This window comes from Dactylosporangium fulvum (genome assembly GCF_025137375.1).
Lineage (GTDB): Bacteria > Actinomycetota > Actinomycetes > Mycobacteriales > Micromonosporaceae > Dactylosporangium > Dactylosporangium fulvum.
The window spans coordinates 7190236-7214594 of sequence record NZ_CP073720.1 but is presented as its reverse complement, the minus strand read 5'-3'; the positions used below and the strand labels follow the sequence as shown (position 1 = coordinate 7214594).

The 24359-nt window shown below is 71.4% G+C and carries 23 protein-coding genes; 10 read left to right on the top strand and 13 right to left on the bottom strand.

Annotated features, from left to right (window positions below; all coding sequences use genetic code 11):
- Positions 1–27: 27 nt before the first annotated feature.
- A complete protein-coding gene (locus Dfulv_RS33195) occupies positions 28–561 on the top strand; it encodes a MarR family winged helix-turn-helix transcriptional regulator (RefSeq protein WP_259857757.1) in 534 nt (177 codons plus the stop codon).
- Here the strand turns inward: Dfulv_RS33195 and Dfulv_RS33190 are convergent.
- The 9 genes from Dfulv_RS33190 to Dfulv_RS33150 all read right to left on the bottom strand — a co-directional run bounded on the left by Dfulv_RS33190 (position 536) and on the right by Dfulv_RS33150 (position 10524).
- Complete coding sequence (locus Dfulv_RS33190) at positions 536–865, bottom strand: DMT family transporter (RefSeq protein WP_259857756.1); 330 nt, start codon at positions 863–865, stop codon at positions 536–538. The two genes, Dfulv_RS33195 and Dfulv_RS33190, sit on opposite strands and share 26 nt — an antisense overlap.
- Positions 866–984: 119 nt before the next feature.
- Positions 985–2064: a Gfo/Idh/MocA family protein gene (locus Dfulv_RS33185; protein ID WP_259857755.1), complete on the bottom strand. Its 1080-nt coding sequence runs from the start codon at positions 2062–2064 to the stop codon at positions 985–987.
- Positions 2061–3008, bottom strand: a complete 948-nt coding sequence (locus tag Dfulv_RS33180) for an NAD(P)-dependent oxidoreductase (protein ID WP_259857754.1) — start codon at positions 3006–3008, stop codon at positions 2061–2063. Before Dfulv_RS33180 ends, Dfulv_RS33185 begins: the two co-directional genes overlap by 4 nt.
- 26 nt (positions 3009–3034) lie before the next feature.
- The gene (locus Dfulv_RS33175; protein ID WP_259857753.1) at positions 3035–3940 is read right to left on the bottom strand and encodes a succinylglutamate desuccinylase/aspartoacylase family protein; all 906 of its coding nucleotides are present in this window, start codon (positions 3938–3940) and stop codon (positions 3035–3037) included.
- Entirely contained in the window at positions 3937–4875 is a 939-nt protein-coding gene (locus Dfulv_RS33170) for a dihydrodipicolinate synthase family protein (protein ID WP_259857752.1), read from the bottom strand. Before Dfulv_RS33170 ends, Dfulv_RS33175 begins: the two co-directional genes overlap by 4 nt.
- On the bottom strand, positions 4872–6866 hold the full coding sequence (locus Dfulv_RS33165) for a dipeptide ABC transporter ATP-binding protein (RefSeq protein WP_259857751.1): 1995 nt from the start codon (positions 6864–6866) through the stop codon (positions 4872–4874). The genes Dfulv_RS33170 and Dfulv_RS33165 overlap by 4 nt, the downstream gene beginning before the upstream one ends.
- A complete protein-coding gene (locus Dfulv_RS33160; RefSeq protein ID WP_259857750.1) occupies positions 6863–7696 on the bottom strand; it encodes an ABC transporter permease in 834 nt (277 codons plus the stop codon). The genes Dfulv_RS33165 and Dfulv_RS33160 overlap by 4 nt, the downstream gene beginning before the upstream one ends.
- A gap of 291 nt (positions 7697–7987) precedes the next feature.
- A complete protein-coding gene (locus tag Dfulv_RS33155; RefSeq protein ID WP_259857749.1) occupies positions 7988–8920 on the bottom strand; it encodes an ABC transporter permease in 933 nt (310 codons plus the stop codon).
- The gene (locus Dfulv_RS33150) at positions 8917–10524 is read right to left on the bottom strand and encodes an ABC transporter substrate-binding protein (RefSeq protein WP_259857748.1); all 1608 of its coding nucleotides are present in this window, start codon (positions 10522–10524) and stop codon (positions 8917–8919) included. Before Dfulv_RS33150 ends, Dfulv_RS33155 begins: the two co-directional genes overlap by 4 nt.
- 451 nt (positions 10525–10975) lie before the next feature.
- Between Dfulv_RS33150 and Dfulv_RS33145 the strand changes: the two genes are divergently transcribed.
- Positions 10976–11749: an IclR family transcriptional regulator gene (locus tag Dfulv_RS33145; RefSeq protein WP_259857747.1), complete on the top strand. Its 774-nt coding sequence runs from the start codon at positions 10976–10978 to the stop codon at positions 11747–11749.
- Between the two features lie 110 nt (positions 11750–11859).
- Here the strand turns inward: Dfulv_RS33145 and Dfulv_RS33140 are convergent, their stop codons facing one another.
- Positions 11860–12804, bottom strand: a complete 945-nt coding sequence (locus Dfulv_RS33140) for an acyltransferase domain-containing protein (RefSeq protein WP_259857746.1) — start codon at positions 12802–12804, stop codon at positions 11860–11862.
- A 311-nt stretch (positions 12805–13115) separates the two neighbouring features.
- Here Dfulv_RS33140 and Dfulv_RS33135 point away from each other — a divergent pair, with 311 nt between their 5' ends.
- The 3 genes from Dfulv_RS33135 to Dfulv_RS33125 all read left to right on the top strand — a co-directional run bounded on the left by Dfulv_RS33135 (position 13116) and on the right by Dfulv_RS33125 (position 16053).
- Positions 13116–14267 (top strand): hypothetical protein, encoded by a 1152-nt coding sequence (locus Dfulv_RS33135; RefSeq protein ID WP_259857745.1) that lies wholly within the window; start codon positions 13116–13118, stop codon positions 14265–14267.
- Positions 14268–14371: 104 nt separating this feature from the next.
- Positions 14372–14887, top strand: coding sequence for a SigE family RNA polymerase sigma factor (locus Dfulv_RS33130; RefSeq protein WP_259857744.1), 516 nt, complete (start codon positions 14372–14374; stop codon positions 14885–14887).
- Positions 14884–16053 (top strand): hypothetical protein, encoded by a 1170-nt coding sequence (locus Dfulv_RS33125; RefSeq protein WP_259857743.1) that lies wholly within the window; start codon positions 14884–14886, stop codon positions 16051–16053. Before Dfulv_RS33130 ends, Dfulv_RS33125 begins: the two co-directional genes overlap by 4 nt.
- Positions 16054–16130: 77 nt before the next feature.
- Here Dfulv_RS33125 and Dfulv_RS33120 read toward each other — a convergent pair whose 3' ends face one another.
- Positions 16131–16340 carry a hypothetical protein gene (locus Dfulv_RS33120; RefSeq protein WP_259857742.1) on the bottom strand — a complete coding sequence of 70 codons (210 nt, stop codon included), beginning with the start codon at positions 16338–16340 and terminating at the stop codon, positions 16131–16133.
- A gap of 80 nt (positions 16341–16420) precedes the next feature.
- Here Dfulv_RS33120 and Dfulv_RS33115 point away from each other — a divergent pair, with 80 nt between their 5' ends.
- A complete protein-coding gene (locus tag Dfulv_RS33115) occupies positions 16421–16825 on the top strand; it encodes a hypothetical protein (protein ID WP_259857741.1) in 405 nt (134 codons plus the stop codon).
- Positions 16826–16903: 78 nt separating this feature from the next.
- Positions 16904–17548 (top strand): nuclear transport factor 2 family protein, encoded by a 645-nt coding sequence (locus Dfulv_RS33110; protein ID WP_259857740.1) that lies wholly within the window; start codon positions 16904–16906, stop codon positions 17546–17548.
- A gap of 161 nt (positions 17549–17709) precedes the next feature.
- On the opposite strand, the gene Dfulv_RS33105 is transcribed toward Dfulv_RS33110, so the two are convergent.
- Positions 17710–19350 carry a sensor histidine kinase gene (locus Dfulv_RS33105; protein WP_259857739.1) on the bottom strand — a complete coding sequence of 547 codons (1641 nt, stop codon included), beginning with the start codon at positions 19348–19350 and terminating at the stop codon, positions 17710–17712.
- A 26-nt stretch (positions 19351–19376) separates the two neighbouring features.
- A complete protein-coding gene (locus tag Dfulv_RS33100) occupies positions 19377–20072 on the bottom strand; it encodes a response regulator transcription factor (protein ID WP_259857738.1) in 696 nt (231 codons plus the stop codon).
- A 245-nt stretch (positions 20073–20317) separates the two neighbouring features.
- On the opposite strand from Dfulv_RS33100, the gene Dfulv_RS33095 reads away from it, so the two are divergent.
- The 3 genes from Dfulv_RS33095 to Dfulv_RS33085 all read left to right on the top strand — a co-directional run bounded on the left by Dfulv_RS33095 (position 20318) and on the right by Dfulv_RS33085 (position 24342).
- Positions 20318–21973, top strand: coding sequence for a hypothetical protein (locus Dfulv_RS33095; protein WP_259857737.1), 1656 nt, complete (start codon positions 20318–20320; stop codon positions 21971–21973).
- A gap of 132 nt (positions 21974–22105) precedes the next feature.
- On the top strand, positions 22106–22429 hold the full coding sequence (locus Dfulv_RS33090; protein WP_259857736.1) for a PadR family transcriptional regulator: 324 nt from the start codon (positions 22106–22108) through the stop codon (positions 22427–22429).
- On the top strand, positions 22417–24342 hold the full coding sequence (locus Dfulv_RS33085) for a hypothetical protein (protein ID WP_259857735.1): 1926 nt from the start codon (positions 22417–22419) through the stop codon (positions 24340–24342). The genes Dfulv_RS33090 and Dfulv_RS33085 overlap by 13 nt, the downstream gene beginning before the upstream one ends.
- Positions 24343–24359 lie beyond the last annotated feature (17 nt).

The following is a 24359-nucleotide window of genomic DNA, read 5'->3' as shown; positions in this document are numbered from 1 at the left end:
TCGAATTCGCACGGTTACGGTGGGGCTATGAACGACGACGCGCTCGAACCCCGGGAACTCGGGGCGTACTTCGTGCTCATGGAGGCGGTCAGCCTGCTCCAGCACCGCATCGAGCAGCAGTTGCGCGCCGAGGGTGACATCAGTTCCGTCCAGTTCCAGCTCCTTGCCCGCCTGGCCGGCGCGCCGGGGGAGGTGACCATGACCCAGCTCGCCGACGGTGTCGTCTACAGCCGCAGCGGCCTGACCTATCAGGCCGGCCTGCTGGAGAAGGCCGGCCTGATCACCCGCCGCCCCAGCCCCGACGACGAGCGGGCCACCCTGGTTGCCGTCACCGACGCGGGCCGGGACCTGTTCCGTCGCCTCTTACCCGGTCACGTCCAGGTCACCCGTCTGCTGTTCGACCCGCTGACCCCGGCCGACGTCGAGCACCTCCGGGAGGTCATGACCCGGGTCCGCGACCACCTGCGTGCCCAGCCGCCGCGCTCGGCGGCCCCCCGCAAGCGCCGCTCAGGCGACGCGAGCGCCGCAGGCGGCGCTAAGCGGACGACGAGGGCGTCGTGAGAGCCGCCAGCACCACGCCGCCCAGGATCAGCGCGAGCGCGATCGACCGCCCGACCGCCAGGCGGTCGCCGTGCACGAGCACGCCCAGCGTGATCGCGCCGACCGCGCCGATGCCGGTGAACACCGCGTACGACACGCCGACCGGCAGCCCCTGCATCGCCCGTGACAGCAGGTAGACCGAGGCCACGCCGAGCAGCGCGCAGACCACCGTCGGCCCGGGCCGGGTGAAGCCCTGCGTCGGCTTGATGCTCTGCGACCACACCACCTCGACGACCCCGGCGGCGATCAGGATGAGCCAGTTCATGAGACACCTCCCCGATGAAGTGGACGCTGTGTCCACTTACTCGGTTGACGGTAGCTCGGCGCTCAGGCCCGGACGGTGTGATGTCGGCAATAGGGTGACGACCGCGGCCCGCAACCGGTTCAGACCACCGTCCGTCGATCCGGCACCGCGACGGCGCCGGGCAGGGTGATGGGGACGGCCTCGGCGGTGCGGGCGGAGCGTTCGGCCGCCTCCAGCATGGCCGTCGTGGCCAGGCCCTCGCCGCCGTGGACCGATGGCAGGCGGCCGTCGTCCGCGGCGGTCGCCAGGTCGTGCAGCTCGGCCGCGTACGCCGCGAGGCGCGGTGCACTCGTCGGGTCCAGGGGGTCGAACGGGGGTTGCGTGAACGCCGTCTCCCAGGACTCGCCGCGGCCCAGGCGGACCGCGCCGTAGGCGTCCAGCTCGATCATGCCCGACTCGCCGATCAGCTGGAGCTGGAGGCCGGAGCCCAGGCCCGGGCGCGGGACGTCGTAGCTCATCCACACCTGGGCCATCGCCCCGGCGCGGAAGCGGTACGTCGCCATGGCGCTGCGCAGCGGGGGACCGGCCGGGCCGTACTGGTGGAACAGGGCGAAGGCCAGATCCGGCTCGTCGCCGACGTACCAGCGGATCAGGTCGCAGGCGTGGGCGCCCCACGACGCATAGGTGGTCTGCTGGGTGGGATCAAGTTTCCATTCGTCCCGGGTCACGCTCGTGTCCCAGAAGCCCGTCTCCGGGCCGATCGCGCGGACCATCGTGACCTGGCCGATCGCGCCGTCGTCGACCAGGCGCTTCGCGGCGCGCGGGGCGGCGCGGAAGCGGTGCTGGGAGACGACGGCCAGGGCGACGCCGGCGTCGGCGCAGGCCCGCACCATCGCGGCGCATTCTTCCACGGACTGGGCCATCGGCTTTTCGACCAGGACGTGCTTGCCGGCGCGGGCCAGCGTCAGCACCTGGTCGTGGTGGCCGGCCGGCGGGGTGGTGACGACGACCAGGTCGACGGCCGGGTCCGCGGCCAGGTCCCGCAACGAGCCGTGCAGCGGCACGCCGTAGTCGGCGGCGAGTGCGGGGCCGCGGCGACCGCCGGCGACCGCGGCCAGGCGGGTGCCGGGCGTGTGGTGGGCGGCCACCTCGGACCAGGTTCGGCCCATGAAACCGGAGCCGAGGACACCCACGCCGATCGGCGTCGAGAGCGAAGTCATGCCGGCAGCCGCCCGTGGCGGCGCAGCGCGTCCAGGATGCGCGCCGCGGCGAACGTGTGCATGTCGGCGAACGCCTCGACCGACGTCGCGCCCACGTGCTGGGTCAGCACCACGTTGCGCAGGCCCAGCAGCGGGTCGGTCTCCGGCGGGGGCGGTTCCGCCTCGCGGACGTCGAGTGCCGCGCCGCGCAGCCGCCCGGCGCGCAGGGCGGCCGCGAGCGCCGCCTCGTCGACCAGGCCGCCGCGGGCCACGTTGACGAGGACCGCGTCGTCGCGCATACGGGCGATCGCCGCCGCGTCGATGAGGTGACGCGACTCGGCGGTGAGGGCGGCGCACAGCACCACGGCGTCGCTGCGCTCGAGAAGCTCCGGCAGTGGCAGCAGCGGTACCGGTGCGTCCGCGCGGTACGGGTCGTGGGCGATCGCCGTCATCCCGAGCCCCTGCGCCTTCTCCGCGACCCGGCCGCCGATGCGGCCCAGCCCGACCACGCCCATCGTCTGCCCGCGGACCCGGCGCATCCGGTAGAACTCGTCCCAGTGCCGCACCTGCCAGTCGCCCTGCGTCGCCGCGGCGGCCGTCGGCACCAGCGCCCGTTGCAGTGCCATGAACAGCGCGATCGCCTGGTCCGACACCTCCTCGGTGCAGTAGTCCGGCACGTTGGTGACTTCGATGCCGAGCTGCGCGGCGCGGGCCGCGTCGACGCCGTCCATGCCGACGCTGTAGCACAGCACCGTCGTGCAGCGGGTCATCAGGTCGAGCTCCTCGGAGGGCAGGCGGCCCGATGCGACCACCACGTCGGCCCGGGGCAGCACCGCGCGGGCCTCCTCCAGCGTCGGCGGCAGCAGCAGGGCGACCCCGTGCGCGGCGAGGATGTCGCGCTCCACGTCGTAGTTCCACCGGATCGTCGTGATGGGGTCGTAGACGGCCACCGTCGGTTCGCTCACGGGCTCCTCCGGTTTCATCTGATGAATCATGAGAGCTCCTGGGGGACGGGTCCGAGCATGGCGATGCCGTCGCCCGGCGCGACGACGGCGGTGCGGCGCAGCATCATGACGATGCCGTCCCGCGGCGCGCGGACCGGCTGGACGACCCGCCCGGCCTCGTCCACGATCTCGGCCACGAGCGTGCCGGCGGCGACGACGTCACCGGCGGTGACGGCGGTCACGCACCAGCCGGCGACCGCGGCCGACACCGACGCGTCGACGTCGCCGTCGCCGCCCTGCACGACCCGCCGCACCGGCGCCGGAGCCGGCGGGTCGGCCGCCACGCCGAGCTGCCCGAGGACGCGGAGCACGCCGTCGGTGTAACCGTCCACCTCGGACCTGCGCAGCGCGGCGCCGCCGCTGCCCTCGACGTAGATGGCGGCGACGCCGTGTGCGGCCGCCGCGGCGAGGCTCCGGCCCGGGTTGACCCGGTCGTGCGCCCAGACCAGCGGCGCGCCGAACGCGTGGGCGGCAGCCGCTCCGGACGGCTCGCAATAGCCGGCGAAAAACGGCATCGCGTAGTGCCGTCCCGCCGAGTGCAGGTCGACGAGGAGGTCGGCGGCGGCGATGACGTGCCGGGTGAGCGCATCGGCGATCCGTTCGGTCACGGTACCGCCGGATCTCCCGGGGAACGCGCGAGCCAGGTTGCCGCCGTCCACCGGGCTGGTCCGCGCCGACGCCGCATGGGCCGGCGGATTGGCCACGGCGACCGCGAGGACCCGCCCGGCCACCGGCCGAAACGTGCCGACCAGCCGGCGGACCGCGAGGATGCCCTCCAGTTCGTCGCCGTGGACCCCGCCGAGCACCGCGACGGTCGGCCCGTCGGCCGCACCGGTCAGCTCGGCGACGGCGACCGCGGTACCGTCGCCGACGTCGAGGCGGCGGGTGCTCATGGCCGGCGGTCCGCGGCCTCGGCCAGCACCGCCCGGATGTGCGCCCGCATCCCGTCGTCGACCTGCACGAACGGGAACGCGGTCGTCGAGTGCGCGATGACGCCCTGCTGCACGAGCGCCTCCTTGAGCGAGCCGACGACCGACGCGCTGAAGCTGCCGCCCGGCATCAGGTGCTGGTACAGCCGGAACGCCCACACGATGTCGCGCTGCAGTTCGGCGGCGCCGTTCCAGTCTCCGGCACCGGCGCGGGCGGCGAGCTCGACGTGCCACGGCAGGAACACGTTGGCCAGGCCCGGCACGGCGCCGTGGAACCCGCCGAGGAGCAGCCCGTCGATGACCATCTCGCTGCCGGTGTACCGCCGGAAGCCGGCCAGGTCGGCGGTCTCCTCGGCGATCTGGCGCTGGGCCTCGACGTTGCCGGAGGAGTCCTTCACGCCGGCGATGACCCCGTCGGCCGCCAGCTGCCGCAGCAGCTCGACGTCGAGCACGACGTTGTTGCGGCTGGGGATGTTGTAGGCGAGCACCGCCGCGTCGCCGACCGCCTCCTTGACCGCGCGGAAATGCGCCGCCAGCTCGCCCCGCGAGTGCGGGAACGTGAACGGCGCCAGCAGCAGCACCGCGTGGACGCCGAGCCGCGCGTAGCGGCCGGCGTCGGCGACGGCGTCGCGGGTGCCCAGCGCGGGCACGCCGACCATCAGGTGGGCGCGGTCGCCGACCCGGGCGACGGCTCGCTCGGCCACGGCGAACCGTTCGTCGCGGGCGAGCGCACCGTTCTCCCCGCACGAGCCGAGGACGAGCAGGCCGGTCGCGCCGCCGCCGATGAGGTGGTCCACCAGCCGGTCGAGCGAGTCCAGATCGGGGGCGCCGGACGGCAGCATCGGGGTGACCATCGGCGGGACGACCCCCGCGGTCGGCGGGGGTACCAGGACACTCATGGGGTTCCTTTCGGCGGTGGCGGTTGCAGGGATCCGGGGAAGTGGCACGCGTAGGCGCGACCGTCCACCGTGGTCAGCGGCGGGTCTTCGGTGGCGCAGACGTCGCGGGCGACGGGGCAGCGCGGCTGGAACGGGCAGCCCGGCGGCACCTGCAGCGGCGACGGTGGCTCGCCGCTGAGCACGATCCGCTTCGACCGGCCCGGGGCCTGATCGACGCGGGGGAGCGCGGACAGCAGTGCCACCGAGTACGGGTGCAGGGGCCGGGCGAAGAACTCGGCCCAGCCGGCGAGCTCCACGAGGCGGCCGAGGTACATCACCGCGATCCGGGTCGCGAGCTCTCGCACGGCGACCAGGTCGTGCGAGACGAACAGGTAGGTCAGTCCGTGCTCGCGCTGCAGGTCGCGCAGCAGCGCGATGACGTGCGTCTGGATCGACACGTCGAGGGAGGCGGTGGGCTCGTCGAGCACGACGAGCCCGGGGCCGGCGGCGAGGGCCCGGGCGATCGCGACCCGCTGCGCCTGCCCACCGGACAACTCGTGCGGGTAGCGGTCGGCGAGCTGCTCGCCCAGACCGACCTCGGCGAGCAGGCCGGCGACCCGGGTGCGCCGCTCACGGCGGCCGACGCCGAGGTTGACCAGTGGCTCGGCGACCAGGTCGGTGACGGTGAGCCGGGGGTTGAGCGAGCCGTGCGGGTCCTGGAAGACGGCCTGCATGCGCTGGTGGCGGCGGACCCCGGCGCGGCGGTCCGCCGGGTTGTCGCCGAGCACGGTGACCGTTCCGGAGGTCGGGGCGGTCAGTCCCAGAACGATGTTGGCGAGGGTCGACTTGCCGGAGCCGGACTCGCCGACGAGGGCGACCGTCTCGCCGGCGCCGATCTCCAGGTCGACTCCGGCGAGGGCGCGCAGCGCTCGGCGGCGCACGCGGTACGTCTTCGTGATGCCGCTCGCCCGCACCAGGGGCTCGCGGGCCGCGCCACCGGTCGCGGCGGGCGGCACGGCGGCGGCCGGCCGGGGCGCGGCCCGCTCGGCGGCGACGGCGTCGAGGTGGATGCAGGCCGCGTGGCGGCCGTCGCCGATGCTCAGCAGCGGCGGGACGGCCTCGCGGCAGGCCTCGGTGCGCCACCCGCAGCGCGGCTCGAACGGGCAGCCCGGTGGCGGGTCGGCCAGGTCGACGGCGTGGCCGGGGATGCTGCGCACCTCGCCCCGCGCGGCCGAGATCCGTGGCGTGGCGTCGCCGAGCGCGATCGCGTAGGGGTGGCGGGGCGCGGCGAAGAACGCCTCGGCCGGGCTGTCCTCGGCGATCCGCCCGGCGTACATGACGATGACCCGCGTGCACAGCTGGCGGATCAGGCCGAGGTTGTGCGATACGACGACCAGGCCGAGATCCTCCCGCGGGCCCGGCTCGCCGATGGTCGCGAACAGGTCCATGATCTGGGCCTGGATCGTGACGTCGAGGGCGGTGGTGGGCTCGTCGGCGATGAGCAGCCGCGGCTCGTTGGCCAGGCCGAGGGCGATGAGGCCGCGCTGGCGCAGCCCGCCGGACAGCTCGTGCGGGCGCCGGCCGAGCTGGGTCGCCGGTGCCGGCATGCCGACCGACCGCAGGGCCTCGACGGCCCGGTCGCGGCGGCGGTGCCGGCTGCGCTCGCCGTGGGCGCGCAGCCCCTCGCCGAGGTGGTCGCCGAGGGTACGCAGCGGGTCGAACGAGGTGAGCGGGTCCTGGAAGACCATGCCGGCGCCGGTCCCGCGCAGTTTCCGCAACCGGCTCTCCGGCAGGCGGGACAGGTCGGTGCCGTCGAGCAGCACCTCGCCCGACTCCTGGCGGGCCCAGGCCGGCAGCAGCCGCATCAGGGCCAGCGCGAGCGTGGTCTTGCCGGAGCCGGACTCGCCGACGATGCCGACCCGCTCGCCCGGGGCGACGTCGAACGACACGCCGGAGACCGCGGCCACGTCGCCGTAGCGGATGGTGAGGTCGCGCACCGACAGCAGGGTCACCGGGGCCTCCTTCGGGCCGTGTCCACACGCAGCGCGGCGCCGAGCCCCTCGCCGACGAAGTTGATGCCCAGGACCGTCGCCATCAGGACCACGGCCGGGGCGAGGGCGGCCACCGGGGCGCTGAAGATGGCCCGCACACCCTCGGTGAGCATCACGCCCCAGTCGGCCTCCGGCGGCTGGACGCCGATGCCGAGAAAGCTCAGTGCGGACAGCACGACGATGCCGTTGCCCATGCCGATGACGAGCAGCACCACCAGTACGTCGGCCACGTTCGGCAGCACGTGCACCCGCAGCAGGCGCAGCAGGGGCGTGTTGCTGACCCGCGCGGCCTGGATGAACGCCGCGGTGCGCAGCGGCAGCACCGAGCCGCGCATCACCCGGGCGTAGGACGGCAGGGCGGCGATCGACACGGCGACGACGGCGCTGGAGACGCTCGGGCCGAGGATGGCGACCACGACGATCGCGGTCAGCAAGGTCGGGAACGACAGCAGCACGTCGACGGCGCGCATCACGATCGCGTCGACGATGCCGCCGATGAACCCGGAGGCGATGCCGACGAGGCTGCCGACGACGGCGCCGATGCCGACCGCGAGCAGGCCGGACGGTATCGACAGCAGCCCGGCGTGCAGGAGCCGGGCGAGGATGTCCCGGCCGAGCTGGTCGGTGCCGAGCGGGTAGCGGCCGGACGGTGGGGCGTAGGCGTCCATCGGGTTGGTCCGGGTCGGTGAGGCGTCGTAGACGAGCGGGCCGACGATGGTGATCAGCGCGACGAGCACGAGCAGCACGAGGCCCACGACGGTGAGCGGCTGGGTCAGGAATCGGCGTCGCATCGGATTCCTTCCGTGGATACCCCCGCCTTCGCGCCCGCCATCCGGCGTTCAAGACCGAGCAGCGGTCGCATCCGCTGCCGGAGGGTGCGTCGACCGGGTCGCAGGACGCGGCCGGGCGCTGGTTCGTGTTCCCGCTCTGCGAGGACGTGATCCCGCACGTCCCGGCGGTGTCTGCCGGTGGAGCTGGTGTAAGACCTCAACGGGGAGTCCTCCCGGACGGGGCGGTCGGCGACGGAGCAGGAACTCCCTGGGGCGACCCCAGGAATCCCCTCCTTGCGGAAGGGGAGGATGTCAAGCCAGGCTGATCCGCGGGTCGATGAGCCGGTAGATGACGTCGATGACGAGGTTGATGCCGAGGATCAGCAGCGCGACGACGAGGATCTCGCCCTGCACGGCGGGCAGGTCGCGGCGGCCGATCGAGTCGAAGATGACGGTGCCGAGGCCGGGCCAGGCGAAGATGTTCTCGACGATGAGCGCACCGGCGAGCAACCGTCCGAACTCGACGGACAGCAGCGTCACGACCGGGATGGAGGCGTTGGGCAGCACGTTGCGGGCCAGCAGCCGCCGCTCGGGCACGCCCGCCGCGCGCAGTGTGCGCACGAACGGCCGGGTGGCGACGTCGAGGACGCTGGTGCGGATCACCCGGGCCTGGATGCCGGCCAGCGGAATGCCCAGTGCAAGGGCCGGCAGCACGATCGAGTCCCACGACTGCGCCCCGGCGACCGGGAACACCTGCAGGTACACGGCGAGGACGCTGACCAGCACGGTGCCGAGCAGGAAGTCCGGCGTGGCGACGAACAGCGTGGTGATCGCGGTGAAGCTGACCCCGGTGCGGCGCTTGCGGGCATCGCGCAGGGCGCTGGCGACCCCGATCGGCACCGACAACAGCAGACCGGTGAGCACCCCGGCGACGGTCAGCATGAGGGTGTACGGCAGGCGCTCGGCCACGATCTCCGTGACCGGGCGGTGCGTCAGGAACGACGTGCCGAGGTCACCCCGCAACACGTTGCCGACGTAGTCGAGGAACTGCACCCGCAGCGGGTCGTCGAGGCCGAGCTGTCGGCGCAGGTCGGCGGCGACCTGCGGGTCGAGGTTGGTGCCCGCGATGACCGTCACCGGGTCGCCGGGCACGAGCCGGATCATCGCGAAGGTGATGACGAGCACCGCCAGCGCGGCGGGTACGGTCAGCAGTACCCGCCGCGCGACGAACCGAAGGAAGCTCACGCCGACGGCGCCAGGTCGTTGATCTTCAGGATGCCGTCCGGCTGCATGCCGATGCCGGACACCGACTTCGCCGAGAACACCACACTTTGTGGCTGGTAGAGCACCAGGGCGGTGTGGTCCGCGGCCATCTGCCGCTGCGCGGTCGAGAGCAGGGTCGCCCGTTTGGCGTCGTCGCTCTCGGTGATCGCGGCCCGGAGCGCCGCGTCGACCTCGGTGTTGCAGTTGAAGGTGAGGTTTGTGCCGAGCGGCACGGTCGCCGACGGGATGTTGGCGCAGGCGAAGAGGATGTTCATCGAGCCGGCCGGGTCGAGGATGCCGTAGCGGCCGATGTAGATGTCCTGGTCGCCCTTGCGTCGGGTCTGGGTGACCGTGGCGAACTCCTCGGTCTTGATGGTGGCCTTGATGCCCACCTGGGCCAGCTGGTCCTGCACGAGCTGGTCGATGGCCGGCCATGGATCCTCGGCCGAGGACAGGATGTTCAGCGTCAACGGCTGGCCGTTCTTGGTCATCGTGCCGTCGGACCCGGCGGTGTAACCGGCCGCCTGCAGCAGCTGCTTGGCCTGGTCCTTGCCGTACTTCGTGACGCCGTCGCCGGCGCTCTTGTCGTGGCCGGGGACGATCGTCGGCAGCACGCTGTAGTTCACCTCGGCGTAGCCGCTCGCGATGGCCTGGATGAGCGCGTCGCGGTCGATCGCGGCCGAGATGGCCTTGCGGACGTTGACGTCGGGGACCTTCTTGGCGTTGATCCACAGCGCGGTCTCGCTGACGCCGGGGAAGGCGGTGTTCTTCAGGTTGGGCGCGTTGGCCAGCCGCTTGGCGTCGGGGCCGGTCAGCTGGGCGATCTCGACGCCGCCGGTGGAGACCAGGTTGGCCCGGGTGCTGGCGTTGGTCACGTACTGGAACACGATTTTCGCGTACTTCGGGGCGGCCTTGTTGGTCAGGTCGGGCCGGATCGTCGTGTAGTCGGGGTTGCGCTCGACCTCGAGCCGGTCACCCTTGACGTAGTTGACGAACTTGTAGGGGCCGGTGCCGACCGGCTTCTGCTCGAGCGTGCCGGCCTTGGCCGCGGTCGGCGACGGGATGCTCAGGTCGGCGTTGGCCAGGTTGATCAGCGCCGCGCCGACCGGGCTCTTCCAGGTCACCTTGACCGTCGTCGGGTCGATGACCTCGGCCTTGTCGTAGGGGCCGAGCACGCTCTTGGAGTTGGTGGCCTTGGTGTTCGGGTCGACGACGCGGTCGAGGGCGTACTTGACCGCCTCGGCGTCGAACGGTGTGCCGTCGTGGAACTTCACGCCCGAGCGCAGCTTGAAGGTGATGGAGGCGCCATCGATCGTCCACGACTCGGCGAGGCTCGGGCCGATGGTCCCGTCGGCCTTGATGACCACGAGGGTGTCGTAGATGGCGGCCATCTCGTCGCTGAGGTACTGGATGTTCTTGGCCGGGTCGAGCGTCGGCTGCTCGACGGCCTCGGCGATGCGGAGGGTCTGGTCGGTGCTCGGGTTCGAGGAAGTGTCAGAGCCGCAGGCCGCGGCGGTAGCGATCATCATGAGCACGCCGGCTCCGGCCACCAGCCGGGGGGCGATGCGGGTTCGGTACGAAAACATGCGGACCTATCCCCACTCGAGACGTTGCCCGCGCGGCGAGCGCCGGGCACGCGATCTGGTCGACGCGGTGCGCTGAGTATGGACACGGCCCCAAGAGCGTGTCAACAGCTGAAACTGTCGTTTCGATATCGCCATGACGGCGTGCTGACCAGGTAATCTCGGCCATACACCAGCCGTTTGCTGGCTGGAACACGAAGTGCAGAACGAGGCGGGGACGGTTTTGAGGCCCCCTTGTCGTTCCGGGACCGGCGGGTGAATTGTGGGGATCTGTTCGGGACCTGGCGCGGGCCGGGACGGGGCGTCATACTCATGCCGCGGCGACCCGGCGCACCGGCGCGGCGCCGCGCACCACCCGTCGCGTGCCGCCGGTCACGACGCATCGCGCGACGCTGCGAACGATCCCGTCGCGCGATCTGCCCTGGTCGTCGCGCGACCATGCGACAGGAGTGGGATGAAGGCCGCCAAGGACGCAGTCACGAACTACCCGATCCGGGCGGTGGAGCGGGTCTGCGACATTCTCGACGTGTTGCAGCGCTCCCGCGAGGGCGCGACGCTGGCCGATGTCGCCGAGGTGACGGCGCTGCCGAAGAGCTCGGCCTACCGCTACCTGGCCGCCCTGGAGTCCAGGCGGTACGTCGAGCGCGACGTCGCGCTCGGGCTCTACCGGCTGGGCCTGGCGTTCCGCCCGCAGCACACTCGGCAGGTCGACGCGCTGGTCAACCTGGCCCGGCCGCACCTGGAGCGGTTGCGCGACAAGCTCGGCGAAACCACCAACATGGGCCTGCTCGACGGTGCCGAGGTCGTCCACGCCGTCGTGGTGGAGAGCCACGAGATGATGCGCCTGGCCGCGCGGGTCGGCGACCGCGGCGCCCTGCACGCCACCGCGCTGGGCAAGGCGATCGTGGCCGAGCTGCCCGAGGAGCGGGTCCGCGCGCTGCTGTCGGCCCAGCCGCTGCAGCGCTACACGCCGGCCACGATCACCACGGTCGAGCGCTACCTGGAGGAGCTGGAGACCGTCCGCCGCGAGGGTTACGGGCTGGACGACTGCGAGAACCAGCCCGACGGCCGCTGTGTCGCGGTCTCGTTGCAGGGCCTGCCGTTCCTGTGCGGCATCAGCGTCAGCGCGCCGGCCCGGCGGCTGCCGCCGGACAAGGTCGAAGCGACCGCGAGAGCGCTGCGCCGCGTCGCGATGCGGCTGGTGCGCGACTTCCACGCGGCGGGCTGAGCTCGGGTCGCTCATCGACGATGCCCCCGGCACCCGCCGGGGGCCTTCGTCGTTGCCGCGTGCCGTAAGGCGACACCGCAGGTGGTGGCGCTGGCTACGCGCTGTCCCGACTAGATCGGGAAGCGGCCGCGGCGCCAGTGCCAGTGGCGGCCGGCCTTCAGGTGGTCGACGATCGCGCGCTGGAGCACGGTGCGCAGTGGCAGCTGGTCGAGCGGCGTGGTCAGGGTGCGGAACGCGAACCGCAGCACCTCGACGTCGGCGTCCAGCCCTTCCGGCTCCTCGTAGGGCTCCAGCTCGAACCTCCGCTGGAACCGGACGATGTTGGAGTCCCCGGGCAGGTACTCCTGCAGCTGCGGGTCGAGCAGCCACGAGCCGCAGGAGAACGCCGTGTAGCGCTCGTCGGGAAAGTGGCGCGGGAAGAACGCACGGGCCTCGTCGAGCGACGCCGCGACCGCCTCCGGGTTCAGCGGCCCCGCCTCGGGGATGTGCAGGTCGATGGCGGTGTCGCCGCGCTGGTGCTGCAGCCGGCCCAGCTCGTAGAGGCCGCCGCGCGCGTGCAGCGTCAGCCAGCTCTGCATGACCGGCCAGCCCTCGCGGTGCATCCGCCGGTCGATCGCGAGGTTGCGGCCCAGGTCCGCGAGTGTCAGCCACGACACGGCATCGGCGACGCCGTGGTCGCGGTGGTATCCCGTGACGACGTCGACCAGGGCCAGGTACGCGTATACGTAGAGATGCCGCCAGGCGGGACCCCGTTCGCGCGGCAGTTCCGGGCCGGGCGGCAGCCAGCCGTGGCCCCCGAGATCGGCGCGGATCAGGGCGATCGAGCGGTCGAGCAGCCAGCGCAGCTCCGGAGTCCACAGTGGAGAGTCGGGGTCGGGCCAGCCCGCCATGATCTCGGCGGCGTCGTCCGGCCGCACCGCGAGCCGGTCGAGGATCGCGGGCGCGTCGGCCTTGGCGGGCAGTGGAGCCGACGGCCGGTCGCCGGCGAGCCGGTGCACGCGGTCGACGTCCTCGACGGGCACCCCGAGCCGGGCGGCGGTGTCGTCCAGATCCACGCGGACGACTCTACCGATCCGCAACCATGATCCGCGAGACAGACCGTCGTCGGCGGTGTGCGGTCCGGTATGCGTTCACCCTCGACTCTTAGCCACAAGGTCGCAGTACCATCCGGACACCGATGTTTTGCGCACCCGTACAACTTGCGTGCTCCGTGGTCGACCGCGAGGCTCGGCGAAAATTGTCGGCGATCGCGGGCAACCTATCGGCCGGCGCCTCCGTTTAGGAGCCGACTCTCGTGTGTGCCGTCGTTCGCCCGCACGAGACGGCCAGGTACCAACCTCTTCTCAACACGACCGGAGACGTCTTGATGCATGCACGCAGACGGAACCTGCGGCTCATCGTGCCCCTCACGCTCCTCACCGCCCTGCTGACGGCGATCGGCGGCGCATACATGTTCCAGCACCGCGGACTCGAAGCCGCGCCAGTCGATCTCGCGGTGCCGGATCTGCCCCAGTCGCAGCTCGGCCAATGGTGCGTCGACCGGCAGGCGATGGGCACTGCGGGCCTGTCGCAACAAGCGCGGGACTGGCTGGCCGACTGTGTCGGCCTCTTCGGCGACGGATCCACGCCGACTTCGGCGGGATCGCCGAGCGCGAACTCACCGACGGTGTCAACGCCGACCCCCGCACGGTCGCAGACGCCTTCGTCGAGCGCGACGACGCCGCAGGCGACCCCGAGCCGCACCGGTGGACCGGCACAACTCGGCTGCATGTCCAAGCCGTCCAAGTGCGGCTGGCCGGACGAGACCAACACCGGTGTACCCGCTGGGGCCTCCCTGAAGACGCACAACGGGGACCTCACCATCAGCCAGGCGGGCACCTACACCGGGCTGGACGTGATCGGTTGCCTCATCATCAACGCCGACAACGTGATCGTGACGCGGTCACGCATCGGCTCAGGTAAGAACTGCGGATGGTACGTGGTGCGGTCGATGAATCGTCGCGGTGTGGTGCTCGAGGACGTGGAGATCGTCCTCACCGGCTCTGAGACCAAGGGCATCGCCTTCGACGGCTACACCGCCCGCCGGGTGTGGTTCCACGGTGGCTCGGACTGTGCCCACGCGGGGGCCAACGTTACGATCGTGGACTCGTTCTGTGACGTCGCCGCCGGTGGTCCGGCGGATGGGCCGCACTACGACGGGTTCCAGTCCGACGGCGGACACGACATCATCATCAAGCACAACACCATCCGAGTGCCGTACGGCCAGACCTCCGCCATCCTCATGTCGACCAACACGGCACCGATCCGTGACGTGTCCATCGTGGACAATCTGGTGGCGGGTGGCGGCTACACCATCTACTGCGGAACCACCAGCGGCGGCCCTGTGGGTGGCCGGCTGGCCTTCTCGGGTAACCGGGTGGCCCGCACCTACTTCGCCAAAGGAGGCCACTGGGGACCGACGACCTCATGCCCTGGCGGCGGTGCGGTGTGGGACGACACCGGCGCCGCGATCAGCTAGCCCGCGCCGGCCCGACCGCGATTGTGGGTCGGGACGGACGAACGAGTACGAGTCGCATGCCATTTCGTGCCGTCCATCGGGCGCGTGTGCGGGAGGTCCATGGGGTGTCCGACGACGAGGTTCGCCAGTTCCAGGAGTACGCCGCCGCTCGGTTGGTGCCGCTCCGTAGGCTCGCATACCTGATGTGCGGCAACTGGCATCTTGCCGAAGACATCACCTCGACGGTGCTGACCAAACTGTTCGAGACGTGGCGCAGGGCGCGGTTGGTCGAAAACCTGGACGCGTACGTGCGTCGGATGCTCGTCCGGGCGGTGATCGACGAGACGCGGCGGCCATGGCGTCGCGAACGGCCGGCGCAGTATCCGCTCGACACCGTAAGCCAGTCACCCGACGACGGCGTCGTCGACCGGATGGTGCTGCGCGAGGCCCTCGCCCGGATGCCGGCGCGGCGCCGTGCGGTGCTGATACTGCGCTTCGTCGAAGCACTCAGCGTGGAAGAGACCGCGGTGGCCATGGGGTGCAGCACGGGCACGGTGAAGAGCCAGACCGCACGGGGCCTTGCCACCATGCGCGAGCTGTTGTCGGCCGAGCACGCCTCGCGGGGAAGGAGCCCAGGTTGAAACCACGTATCGAACGTGTGCTGTCCGATGTGGCGTCCGACCTTTTTGTCGACGAACCGCCGATCCAAACGACAGTCGGTGACATCGTCGCTCACGGACTGCGCCGGCGCCGGGCCCGCCGTCGTCGCCGTGTCGTCACCGTCGCCGCGGTGTCGGCGCTCGCCGTCACCGCGGCGACGATGCTCGCCTTGCGTCCGGCCGGCGAGCTCATGCCGAGCGGTGCAGACCCGACGCTGGTGCCCTCGGCGTCCAGCGTGCCGTCGCCCGCTGGACCGGCGACCGGCACCCCTTCACCGGCGAGTGCCGCTACCCCGTCCGGCGCCGGCTCGACGAGCCGCACCGGGTTCCGGGTCGGCACCATGACGTTCCTGGAGAAGCCCGGCCTGACCGTTCCGAAGGAGTCGCTGACCCCATACGCCGGCCCGGCCGTGATCACCGGTTCCTATCAGCAGTCCAACTGCGTGGTGACCCGACAGATACGGGTCGAGGCGAGTGGGCGGCTGTCACTGACGAACTGCTGGATCCGGGTGAACGTCGGCGACGACGGAACCGGGATGATCGGCAAGGCCGGTCGGATCGAACTCAACCACGTCCTCGTCGACGGGTCCGGCTCTAGCGGCGAAACCCTGCCGGTCATCCTCGCCGGCGGCGGCAAGGTGACGTTCAGCGAGTTCATCGGCACGACGCAGAACATCTCGGTGCGGGGACCGGCCGAGATCGAGTGGAACCACATCCACGCACCGAAGGGCAGCACATCGGGCCGGGACACCCGATCCTACGGCCTGAGCGTCCTCTCTGGCGGCCCGGTCACGATCGCACACAACTCGATCGACGTGACCGGCGCCGAAGGGCTCGGCACCGTCCTGAATGTCGTCAGCGACTTCGGCCCGATCGACCAGGTTCGCATCACCGACAACACGTTCATGCCCGGCGGCTCGTATGCCGTCTATGTGCGTACCGACGGTTACTGCCGGTGCGGCGGCGTGCGGAATGTCCAGGTGATCGGCAACCGCTGGTACGGCGACGCCGATCACCGATGGGGCGGCATCTACGGCGCGTTCTCCGTCAACGATCCGGCCAGTATCACCGCCTGGTCGGGCAACACGCTGACCAAGGCGGGCGGAGCCCAGCCGGTGCCACTGCCTCGCGACAACCCGCAACCATGAGGTGCCCGAGCGGATGCGGTCGCCGACGGCGCCGCAGTGGCGAAACAAATCGGCAACGATGACGTCACCGAGACCGGCTAGTATCGAGCTGTCGAGTCGGGCAGCACGCTGAGTTGGCGTTCGGTGAGAGTGACTGCCTCGGGTCCGGCAGGGTTCTGTCCGAGTGCGGGTGGAGCCCGATGACGGCGGCTTGGAAAGGCGACGATCGCGAAGCCGTGGGTGGGCTGCTCGTCGACGACGGTGAGGACGATCCAGTCGGCGAGGGACAGCGGGGGCAGCTCGCCCATCGGATCAGCCTAGGGTTCGGGGTTCCATCGATACGGCAACATCGGTAGTCTCACTGCGACTACTGAACGGGGGGTATGCCGTGATCGCTGGCACCGGGCGAACACGCGCGTCTGATGCCACGGCGTATTTCGCGTCGATCGGCCTGCTGCTGGTCGACGGTGACCGGGTCCGCTGCCGTCTGCGGCAGCACCGCACCGTGGCGGCGATCGCGGCGCAGGCCGGCGCGTCCCGCCCGACGGTGCTGGCAGCGATGGATCGCCACGGGATCACCCCGGTCCCGCACGCCGTTAGCCGGCGGCGCGCGGCCGCCCACGGCCGGGTCGTGGCGGCACCGTTCAGGTTCACGTCCCTGGCCGCCTGCGTGGCGCATCGGCGCGGGCAGGGCGCGACGCGGCGGCCACTCGCGGTCGAGAACGGCATCCCCGAGTCGACCATGCGCCGACACACCACCCGCGGTGACCGTCCGCAGTCCGGCGCCGCATGAACCGCATCCAGGCTCCCGGCAGGCGGCCGGCCCGCCGGGCATCCCTCATCTCGCTCGTGGAAGGGCGGAACACCTATCGTGTCCGAAACCCCGCTGTGGCTGCAGGGCCGCACCGCTGTCATCGACGCCGCCGACCCGTCGGTCTGGCGTGACGGCACCACCCCCGACTACCACCTCTCCCACATCGTCATGCCCGACCAGCGCACCACTCGCCACGCGCCGGACTCCCTGGAGGCGATCGTCGAGTCGATCGTGCAGGTCTTCGAGATGGAGGTCTCGTACAAGAAGGACCCGGCGACCTGGGTGTCGATGGTGACCGAGCACTTCCGGACGAACGTCAACGGCGGGCCGTGGGCCAGCGCGCAGGACATCGCCGACATCGGCAGCTACAACATCCTCATCGGCGACAGCCCGTTCTACCGCACCGGCCAGGAGTCGTTCGAGTCGTCGCACCACATCTTCCACAAGGCGTTCCCGGGCGGCTTCTACTGGGAGGTCCTCGAAGTGCTCAGCCCGCCGCCGGTGGTGACGTTCAAGTGGCGGCACTGGGGCGCGTTCGAAGGCGAGTACCACGGCCACCAGCCCAACGGTCAGACGGTCGAGATGTTCGGCGTCAGCGTCGCCAAGGTCAGCGACGACCTGAAGCTGCTTGAGGTCGAGCACTACTACGACCCCAACCAGTTCCTCGGCAAGCTCACCGGCGGCTGCCCCGTCACGCACTGACGCTGCACCTCGGCGGTGGCCACCCGGATGTCTCGGGTGGCCACCGCCGTTCGTGACCGGCCGGGCAAGGTCCGGCTGCGGTGGACGGCCGTCTGAGTCGGTCAGTCCTCGGTGGACGGTGCCGGCGGGGGAGCGGATCGCGCGCCGCGCCAACCGCAGTGTCAGCGGCTGCGCAGCGGCAGCGTGATGGTCATCGTCGTGCCGGCGCCGGCCTCGCTGGCTGCCTCGATCCGACCACCCTGGTCGATGACGAGCTGCCGCGCGATGGCGAGACCGAGCCCGCTGCCACCGGTGTCCCGGCTCCGCGCGGCGTCGGCCCTCCACAGCCGGTCGAAGACGTGGGGCAGGTCGCCTGGGTCGATTCCGGATCCGGTATCGACCATGGTCACCACCGCGTCGTCGCCGTCGGCCACTGCCCGTAGGGTTACACTCCCGCCAGCCGGGGTGTGCCGGATCGCGTTGCTCAGCAGGTTGCCGAGCACCTGACGGATCCGGTCGGCGTCGACCCGGACCGGCAACCGTTGTCCCGGCGCGACGACGAGGCGGACGCCGGCCTGCTCGGCCGCTGCCTGGCCGGCACGAGCGCTCGCCTCGACCAGGTCGACGAGGTCGAGGTCGGCCGGGTGATACACCAGCGCACCGGACTCGGCGAGCGCCAGGTCCTGCAGATCGTCGACGAGTCGCTGCTGCAGGATCGCTTCCTCGTGCAGCGACCCCAGGACATCGTCGGTCGGCTCGAACACCCCGTCGCGGATCGCCTCGATGTACCCGCGGAGATTGGACAGCGGGGTGCGCAGTTCATGTGCGAGGTCCGCGACGAGGCGCCGCTGACGCTCGTCGGCCCCCTCGAGGGACGCGGCCATCCAGTTGAACGACGTGGCCAGGCGTACGAGTTCCTCGCTGCCCCCGACCGCGACCCGGGCACCGAGCTCGCCGCCGGCGACCCGGGCCGACGCGGCGGTCAGCGCCCGGACCGGACGGACGATCCGGGTCGCGATCACGGCCGTGCCGAGCAGCGCCACGACGATCACCCCGCCGGCGGCGAACGCGACGGGACCCTGCACCGACCGCAGCGTCGGCAGGTCCAGCGCACCCCGGTAGAGGTTCACCGGAACGGCCGAGAAGGCGCTGATCCGCGTCCTGAACACCTCCGTGAGGCAGCGTCCACCGCCGGACGGCACGACCGGGCATTCGTTCACCTTGGCGGCGTCCTGCGCCGCCTCGGCCGCGGTGGTGACGCCGGCGGCGCGGCATGGGTGATCGGCCGGGTCGCTCGGGTCCGTCACCCGGGGAAGGTCCTCCGCGTCGCGCTCGACCGCCACCGCAGGCAAGCCGGAACGGGTTCGACAGGATCCGACGCCGACGGTCCGCCGGTACTGCGCGATGGCCTCCACCACGCGGCGCCGCCGCGCCACCTCGTCCGGGTAGTCGTTCCAGCGCAGAGAGAGCCCGGGTCGCGGGTCGATTTCGATCGGCCGTGAGGCGACCGGCCGGGCGGCGCGGCCGGCAAGCACCTCCGTGTCGACGATGACATCCTCGGTCATGGCCGTCAGCCGGATCCGCTGCCGTTGCGGATCCGCGCGGAAATGGGCGTAGATGACCTCGGAGATGCCCTCCCAGGTGCCGTGGTTCTGGCCGTACATCCGGATGGTTTCGTTGAACGCCCCGTCCTGTTCGGCTGCGGCGGCCAATGATCGCTCCAGCCGGCTGGCGGTCAGCCGCACCGACAGCCAGGCCGTCGCGCCGACCGCGCTCACCGCCACCAGCGTCACGAACAGGAAGACCTGCGTGCGCAGGCTCATCGGACGGATCGACTGCGGTCGCCGGATCACTGCTCGGCCATCCGGTAGCCGCGTCCGTAGACGGTCTGCACGAAGCGCGGCCGCGACGCGTCGGCCTCCAGCTTGCGACGCAGGTTGACGACGTGCGCGTCGACGGCGCGCTCCAGGACGTGGTGGTCGAACCCGAACGCGCGGTCGATGAGCTGCGCCCGGGTGAAGACCCGGCCCGGCTCAGCGGCGAGCACCTCCAGAATGCCGAACTCCTTCGCCGTCAACTGCACCGGGACGCCGTCGACGCGCACCTCGAATCGCCCGGCGTCCACCTCCAGGCCGCCCACGCGCAGCACCGGCTGGCCGGCCGCGGCGATCGCGCCCGAGCGGCGCAGCAGGGCGCGCACACGGGCGGCCAGCACCCGTGGGCTGTACGGCTTTGTCAGGTAGTCATCGGCGCCCACATCCAGGCCGAGCAACTGGTCGTTCTCGGTCGAGCGGGCGGTCAGCATGAGGATCGGCACGGCCGACTCCGCGCGCAGGACGCGGCACACATCGAGGCCATCGACGTGCGGCATCATCACGTCCAGCACGACGAGGTCGGGCCTGCGGGCACGGCACTGCTCGATCGCGCTGCGGCCGTCGCCGACAACCAGCACGCCGTGGCCGTCACGCTCCAGGTACGCCCGCACGAGACGGGCCTGCTTCGGATCGTCCTCCGCGACCAGGACACGCGCGCTCATGGGGTCCATTCTGTGGCCCGATCATGCGGAACTGATGAGGAACCGGCCTGGAAACCTGCGTTCCGCCCACCCGTCCTACATCGACACAGGTTCCTCACCGGTTTCGCGCAGGCCCTGCCCTAACGTCGCAGCGCCGGACAGACCGGCACGTGGAAGGAACGAGTTCGCCGCATCGGGAGCGAGTCATGCCGGGATGCGGCGCCCGATGCCGTCCTGCGCAAGACCCGACTCAAGATAGGGACTGGGAACCTTACGTGCACAGGTTGTTGGACGAGCAGCAGGAGACACGACGACGGCGACCAGATGTCCGTCTGACCGCCGTGTTGGCGCCGGTACTGACCAGGCGGTGGAGCGGCAGGCCGCCCGCGCCAGCTGTCTTCGCCACCGCGTTCCTGACGCTGGCGACACTGCTGGTGCTCCGCAACCGGGTGCTGTTCTCGGCGGTCATCAACGAAGGCGGCGACTCGGGCGCCAACTCGATCCTGGTGCTGCGTGCCAAGCATTTCGACCAGCTCGTCGGCAACTATTCACGGATCGGCTTCAACCATCCCGGTCCAGCGTTCCTGTATGTCCAGGCTTTCGGCGAGTGGCTCCTGCACGACCTGCTGCGCGTCGTCCCGTCGCCGTGGAACGGCCAGGCCGTCGCGCTACTGGTTCTCAACGCGGCGCTGCTGGCCGGCATGCTGGCCGTCCTCGCGGGCTGGCTGCGGTCATGGGCGGCGATCGGGCTGGCGGGCGCGGTATTGCTCGGTTACGCCGCCGCAGTGCCCGACCCGGTCATCGCCGGCACGTGGATGCCACTGCTGTACTTCCCGCCGTTCCTGCTCCTGCTCACGGCGGCCGCGTCGGTCGCGGCAGGTCGGGTAGATCATGTATGGGTGCTCGGGGTGGCGGGCGGGCTGTTGATTCACGGGCACGCGGAGTTCCTGTTCTTCGTACCGGTGATCGTGGGTGCCGCTGTAGCTGTGCTGGTCCGCCGCCAGCGACGCGAGCCGGCCGACGACGGCCTGTTTCGCGGGCACCGCCGCGCCTGGCTGCTGCTCGCGGGCGTGCTCGCCCTCTTCGCGCTCCCGATCCTGGTCAACCTTGTCGTGCACTGGCCGGGCGAGTTCGGCAAGTACTTCGGCTACGGCTCGTCCACGCAGGCCGGCGGCCACTCCCCGTGGTCGTCCGCCTGGTACGTGGCGCGCTTCTGGCCGGGCGAACATCCGGCGGTACGGCCGATCGTGGCGGTGGGGTCGTGGACGGCGGCGGTTGTACTGACCCACCGGCTGCCGGACGGCCCGCATCGCCGCTACCTGCGTAACACCCTCGGCATCGCCGGCCTCGCCACCGCGCTGTTCGCCGTCTACGCGCAGTTCGGCATCGACCACCTGTCGGAGAGCTACATCGGCTTCTTCTCCTACGCACTGCCGCTGCTCATCATCACGGTCGTCATACTGGCCGCGGTCGAGCTGCTCCGAGTCCGGGTGCCTCGCCTCGCCGCGCCGCGAGTCCTCACGGCGGCTGCCGCGTTCGCGCTCGTGGTCGGCGTGTTCGCAGCCGGCAGTTCGGCGCGGCTGGACACGCCGCGCTACGACGACGTGCCCGCGCTGCCAGCCACGATGGCCTCCCTCACCAGTAGGACGGCCGGTCGGCCGGTGGTCCTCGAACTGCGCGGAGACAACCCACTGCCCGATCCGACGCCGCTGCTGCTCGCCGGTGAGCGCAGCGCCACCCGCATCTGCGTCCGCGACCCGTGGTGGACGTGGATCGTGACCAAAGAGCTGGTCTGTACCGCGGATGAGGTGGCGACCGGGCAACTGGCACTGCTCAGTACAGCGGACGACGTCCCGACCGGCTCGACCGTCATCGCTGATCTCGGCAGAATCGTGCTGTCCGTACCCGCCGAGTCCGCCCCCGCCGGCTGAGCGATCTCGATCCAATGCCGCTCAGTGTCACGGTCAAGGCGTCGGCCGACCGACGCGATGGCATCACGGGGTGGACCCTATGTAGCGGAAGCATGGACACCCTATGTAGCATAAGCCGCCATGGCCCCACCGATGCGGATCACCACCACGCTTGTGAAGGTCCTCGAAGTGTTCCTCGTCGATCCCGCTGCCGAGCGCTACGGACTCGACATCATGCACGCCACCGGCTGCCCGAGCGGCACCATCTACCCCATCCTGATCCGGCTTCAGAGCGCCGGGTGGCTACAGTCGCACTGGGAGGAGATCGATCCGGTGTTGGTCGGTCGGCCGGCTCGGCGTTGGTATCGGCTCACCCCGCACGGTGTGCAGAGTGCCCGCGTTGAGCTCGCGGCGTACCGGCAGCGGCGCGCCCCGCGGCGTGGCGCGGTGAAGCCGAGGCCGACATGGGAGTCCTGACCCGTTTCACCCGTGGCTGTCTGCGGCTGGCGGCCCGTCGCTGGCCGGCCGAGCTGCGCGATGACCTGTCCCGGGATTGGCTCGCTGAGCTGGCGGTACTGGAAGGAAGTCCCGGTGCCGCGTGGCGGCGGTTCACGTTTGTGGTGAGCTTGGCGGCCCATCCGTTGGCGTATGACGAGGACGGCGTGCCGCGCAGCCGCTGGGAGTGGTGGCGCGCGCCCGGTCCGGCGCTGCGCGCCTTCGTCGGACTGCTGCTCGCCGGCGGGTTCGCCGTCGGGGTCTGGACGGCCGCGCGCGTGCTGCTCCACCTCCTGCTGCTCGACGACATCGGGGTCGAGGACGAACTGCGGAACAGTCTTCTCGTCGGCGCTGTGGCGACGACCCTCGCCTCGGGCTACGCGGCGGTCGCCGGCTGGTGGCTGGGCAACCGTGCGGCCGCGGGAACCCACCATGCCCGGATCCGGGGACAGGCCGGCCTCGCGATCGGCGCCCTCGGCATTGTCCTCGTTTATGCGGGCGCAAGCGACAACAGGCTCGCCAGGGCAGGCCTCGGCAGCTTTGCGATCATGGTAGCGGTCTGGGCGCTGGCGACCTTCGCCGTGGTCATCGTCACGTCCCGCCGCGTCGCGGCCGGGCAGGTCCGTCAGAGTTGGGGGTGTGCCCTGGCCGGGGCCCCGCTGGCGGCCGTGCTCGCCCCGATACCGCTGGAAGCGTTCACCGATGATGTCGCCCCCGTGCCGTGGCGAATCGCGCAGACCGCCTGTCGGCTGCTGCCGTTGACGGTGTGCGCGGTGTCGTTCGGATGGGCCGCGGCCCGGGCGCGGCCGGCTGGCGCGGCCTGGATTGGGCCGGCGGTGGTGCCGAGTGCGGGGGCGGTGCCACCGGCCGGCCCCGCCGAACTCCCGGTGCCGGCCGGTGCCGCTGTCCGGACCTGGTGGTTGACGACGGCGCAGGTGACGGTGGCGATGGCCGCGGCGGGTGCGGCGGTGCTGTGGGCCATTGGCCTGGTGCTGCTGCAACCGTTGAGTGAGCCGGCGGCCGGATCGCTTGGTGAGAACAACACCTATTGGGCCAGGGAGTTGCGCTGGGCCGCCATTGTCGCGGTTGTGCTCGCGGTTGTCGTCTGTGCCCGCGCGCGGCAGCGGGCCACCCGGGAGGCGCTTCTCGGTGGGCTGGTCTGGTTGGCGGTCGACCTCGCGCTCGACCGGGCCGGACTGTCGCACGGCACTGTCCCGCTGGCGGTCGTTGCGGCGGCAGTGGCGGTCGCCGGCTGCTACCGGGGCATCACCGACCGGAGCGCGCCCCGTCGTGGCGGGCTGCTCGTCGTGGCGGCCGTCGCCGCCGTGCTGTCCGGCGTGAGCGTGTTGACCGAGTCGCCGACCGACACCGAACCGGCGCTCAACCCCGGCAGTGCCGCGGCCGGCTGCGCGCTGGCGCTCGTCGCGATCGGCGCTGCCTTGAGCGCCGCACCCCGGCTCTCCCGGGTTCGGTGCGCGGTCGGCTGCCTCGGCGGCGCGGTCGCCGCCACGGCACCATGGCTGCTGCGCGACCGGTATCCCCAGCCGACCGCGACGCGCGAGTTGCTCGGGCTGGGCTTCACCGTGCTGCCGGTGCTGTGCGTCATGGTGCTCGCCTGGCGGCGCCCGGAAACGCCGGGGCAGTGGCTGCGGTGGCCGGCGATGGTCGCCGGTACCCTGTTGGTGTTCCCGCTGGTGTTCCTGCCCGCCGCACTCGCACTTGCGGTCGTCAACGTCGGTGCGGTCTTCACCGCGCTGGCCGGCAACCCGCCGGTCAACGTGTCCGACACCGACATGGTCGGGGCGATGCCAGCGGTACTGGCCGGTCTCGTTCTTGGGTGGCTGCTCGTGCGCGGCGAACCTCGGAGCCCGCACCGGGACGAGGCCTCCCCTTGACGTTCGTGGCCGGGCGG

Bases quoted from the DNA above. Each gene is read 5' to 3' on its own strand.
- Dfulv_RS33100 (WP_259857738.1), bottom strand. From the start codon at position 20,072: ATGGACCCCATGAGCGCGCGTGTCCTGGTCGCGGAGGACGATCCGAAG.
- Dfulv_RS33090 (WP_259857736.1), top strand. From the start codon at position 22,106: ATGCGGATCACCACCACGCTTGTGAAGGTCCTCGAAGTGTTCCTCGTC.
- Dfulv_RS33195 (WP_259857757.1), top strand. From the start codon at position 28: ATGAACGACGACGCGCTCGAACCCCGGGAACTCGGGGCGTACTTCGTG.
- Dfulv_RS33150 (WP_259857748.1), bottom strand. From the start codon at position 10,524: ATGTTTTCGTACCGAACCCGCATCGCCCCCCGGCTGGTGGCCGGAGCC.
- Dfulv_RS33185 (WP_259857755.1), bottom strand. From the start codon at position 2,064: ATGACTTCGCTCTCGACGCCGATCGGCGTGGGTGTCCTCGGCTCCGGT.
- Dfulv_RS33190 (WP_259857756.1), bottom strand. From the start codon at position 865: ATGAACTGGCTCATCCTGATCGCCGCCGGGGTCGTCGAGGTGGTGTGG.
- Dfulv_RS33175 (WP_259857753.1), bottom strand. From the start codon at position 3,940: ATGAGCACCCGCCGCCTCGACGTCGGCGACGGTACCGCGGTCGCCGTC.
- Dfulv_RS33160 (WP_259857750.1), bottom strand. From the start codon at position 7,696: ATGCGACGCCGATTCCTGACCCAGCCGCTCACCGTCGTGGGCCTCGTG.
- Dfulv_RS33135 (WP_259857745.1), top strand. From the start codon at position 13,116: ATGCATGCACGCAGACGGAACCTGCGGCTCATCGTGCCCCTCACGCTC.
- Dfulv_RS33120 (WP_259857742.1), bottom strand. From the start codon at position 16,340: ATGGGCGAGCTGCCCCCGCTGTCCCTCGCCGACTGGATCGTCCTCACC.
- Dfulv_RS33085 (WP_259857735.1), top strand. From the start codon at position 22,417: ATGGGAGTCCTGACCCGTTTCACCCGTGGCTGTCTGCGGCTGGCGGCC.
- Dfulv_RS33105 (WP_259857739.1), bottom strand. From the start codon at position 19,350: ATGAGCCTGCGCACGCAGGTCTTCCTGTTCGTGACGCTGGTGGCGGTG.
- Dfulv_RS33145 (WP_259857747.1), top strand. From the start codon at position 10,976: ATGAAGGCCGCCAAGGACGCAGTCACGAACTACCCGATCCGGGCGGTG.
- Dfulv_RS33170 (WP_259857752.1), bottom strand. From the start codon at position 4,875: ATGAGTGTCCTGGTACCCCCGCCGACCGCGGGGGTCGTCCCGCCGATG.